The organism is Vibrio sp. SALL6 (assembly GCF_002002385.1).
GTDB classification, from domain to species: domain Bacteria; phylum Pseudomonadota; class Gammaproteobacteria; order Enterobacterales; family Vibrionaceae; genus Vibrio; species Vibrio parahaemolyticus.
The window spans coordinates 1-2,630 of sequence record NZ_MQVK01000063.1; the positions used below are offsets into that span (position 1 = coordinate 1).

General features: G+C 40.6%; 2 protein-coding genes. Both read right to left on the bottom strand.

The genetic code is table 11. From position 1 onward, the window contains the following. Positions 1-22: 22 nt before the first annotated feature. Positions 23-925, bottom strand: coding sequence for an Imm49 family immunity protein (locus tag BIW15_RS23795; RefSeq protein ID WP_140290588.1), 903 nt, complete (start codon positions 923-925; stop codon positions 23-25). A gap of 1,331 nt (positions 926-2,256) precedes the next feature. After that, positions 2,257-2,541 carry a MazG nucleotide pyrophosphohydrolase domain-containing protein gene (locus BIW15_RS23825; protein ID WP_025640084.1) on the bottom strand — a complete coding sequence of 95 codons (285 nt, stop codon included), beginning with the start codon at positions 2,539-2,541 and terminating at the stop codon, positions 2,257-2,259. Between the last annotated feature and the right edge of the window lie 89 nt (positions 2,542-2,630).

Consider the following 2,630-nt stretch of genomic DNA (forward strand, 5'->3'; position numbering starts at 1 on the left):
TCTTGAACAGTTTGTTAACTAACTACGATTTGTACTTATCTAGAAAGCTATAGCTCGGCTCGGGCATATTACGTGTATAGAAGGCTTCTGGAACATAATCCGTTTCAAACCCCAAGTGAAAACCGTATTTCTGGTAAGCAAGCTTTGCAAGTGCCAGTAACGGCATAGAAAAATAGCCAGTTAGCTCTTCTTTTAGTTTTTTTTGACTCCAATACTTGTGATGCCCTTTAACCGCTTCATACATCGCTTCTTGATATTCCACTTCACCACAACCTGATTTATTTAGAACTTTTGTCATCACATTAATCGTTGGTAAATTGATAAGGTTTGCGTGTTCGAAGGCTAAGCCCTCAAGGTATTCAGGCGTACTAACATCAATAAATTTTTGAATTAACGACTTGACGTCGCCAGATTTTATTCCCAGCATGACCATTTGGAGTTCAAAGAAGGTATGAGACCGAACATCAGACCACTCAGTGCTTGAGTGATCGGCTGAGTTGGCAAGGTATTCTATATCGCTCACTTGCTCACAAAACAAAGATAGCCAAGCTAAATCTATCAGATGTGCCACACTAATGGCGATGTGTTGTACGGTCTTCGCTCCTAAAGTCACCTCCGCTTTAGGGAGTACCACCGAAATCGTCTCTCCATCACTGAATAGCTGTGACTGTACTAATTTAATATCGAAGTACTGATGCATATCCATCGCTCTAAGACTCGATTCTATGTCACCAATCTTGTGGTAGAGACAACTTGTTAGAGAAAGACCTGCAAGGCTCACATCATATAAATCGACTTTCCCACTTTCATAGTAAAAATCAAAGTCATCAAGCAGTCGATTACATTTCATCCCATATGGGTTAGAAAGTCTCTTTAGGTAGTCTGCATGACATGGTATTGGTTTAAAGTGTTCTTTTGATGTCATATGAACATTTCTCTTTAATTTATAAACCGGATCCAAGGAGTTAGTTAACGCCCAGTTAAGGGGTGAGTAACGCAACACCGATGCTACCGCAAACCACCTTAATCACCAAAATTAACGCATAGTAAAAATGCCACGCGTTACGAATCCCTCTTGAATTGTTTGTTAGCACGCTGCCCTTAAAGCCTTTGGCACACGCCAAGATGCTGAAATATTGAACGAAATTTATGGTTTAAAACACTAAAACCAAACGGACAGCTGCCAAACTGAAAACTAACTTCAAGATGTAAGTTAGATAGAAGAAAAACATGCTTAACTGCCCTTTTTCACCGTTTTCAAATTAGCAAAGGATTCGGGCTTCATACTTTAACAGCAGCTTCAGAGAAACTAGGTTTTGCCGCAAATTTCTCAGCGCCAAAGAAACCACACCAGAGAAATCGCCCGAAAGTTAGCAACCGTAAACGGTAAAATCAAAGCGAAAACTTCGCATATAGTGCCACCGGAGCGAACATGAAAGGCACATTTGATCAGGTGTAAAGCTAGGAAAAGAAACCAATAAACACAGAAACTTTTAACCTTTGATGCCTACCCAGTGCTAACGCCCTGCTAAGGGGTGAGCAACGCAATACAAAAGCCGCCGCAAACCACCTTAATCACTAAATTCAACGCATAGTAAAAATGCCACGCGTTGTGAATCCCTCTTGAGCAGTTTGTTAGTTTGCAAACCCAAAGCGTTGATTTTAAGTTATTTTAAACTTTGCAAACAACAAACTTTATGTGCTTTGACGCAGTTAAGTCAGGCGTAGTCTAAAAACGGCTAGTCAATGAAACCACTTGGAACAAACAACGCCGCAGAAAACGAACTTACAACACCAAAAAGCGCTTTTGGAAAACAAATCTCACAATGCGGACTTTCAACAAAGCAACTGAAACCACATGAACTTACAACACCAGAGAAAACGCCATTTCAGCGAGTAAATCGGCTTTTGTACCAACAAACTCAACGAGCAGAGTTTCAGCAAAAAACTGCGACTCAGTTAACCTCAAAGTCACCGCACCAAAGAACAAATCAACCGTTGAAACGATGCCAATTTTGGATTTTCACCATGTTAGTTAACACTGAAATTGAACGCCGATACGACAATTTCAACTTTGAGCTTTTACCACTAGATCTTGCGATATAGCTGCGTTTTTCCTCTTGCAAACTAACGCCTTGTTAAGGGGTGAGGCACGCAACACCGATGCTACCGCATACCGCCTTAATCACTAAAACCAACGCATAGTAAAAATGCCACGCGTGCTGAATCCCTCTTGAACAATTTGTTATGCGCGTCCTATCGGTTGTACTTAACCTTATTCAAAACTTCTTTTAGTTCATGCGTTTTCTCAAGGTTTACACCGTGAATATTGGCTAGAGCACAAACATAATACAAAACGTCATATAACTCTTCTGCGACTGAACCTTTGAGCTCATCTAGCGTTGGTTGCCCACTTTTGCCTTTGCGAATAGATTCCGATAATTCGCCAACTTCTTCGATTAGTTTTAAAAAATAGTGTTCAGATTGCTCTGGCGCATAATCGAATTCTTTTATATGACTTTGTAACTCAGATAACTTCATAACGTCCTTTTTGTATCATTTTCCATAAAGCGTATAACGCCCTGTTAAGGGGTGAGCAACGCAATACAAAAGTCGCCGCATACCGCCTT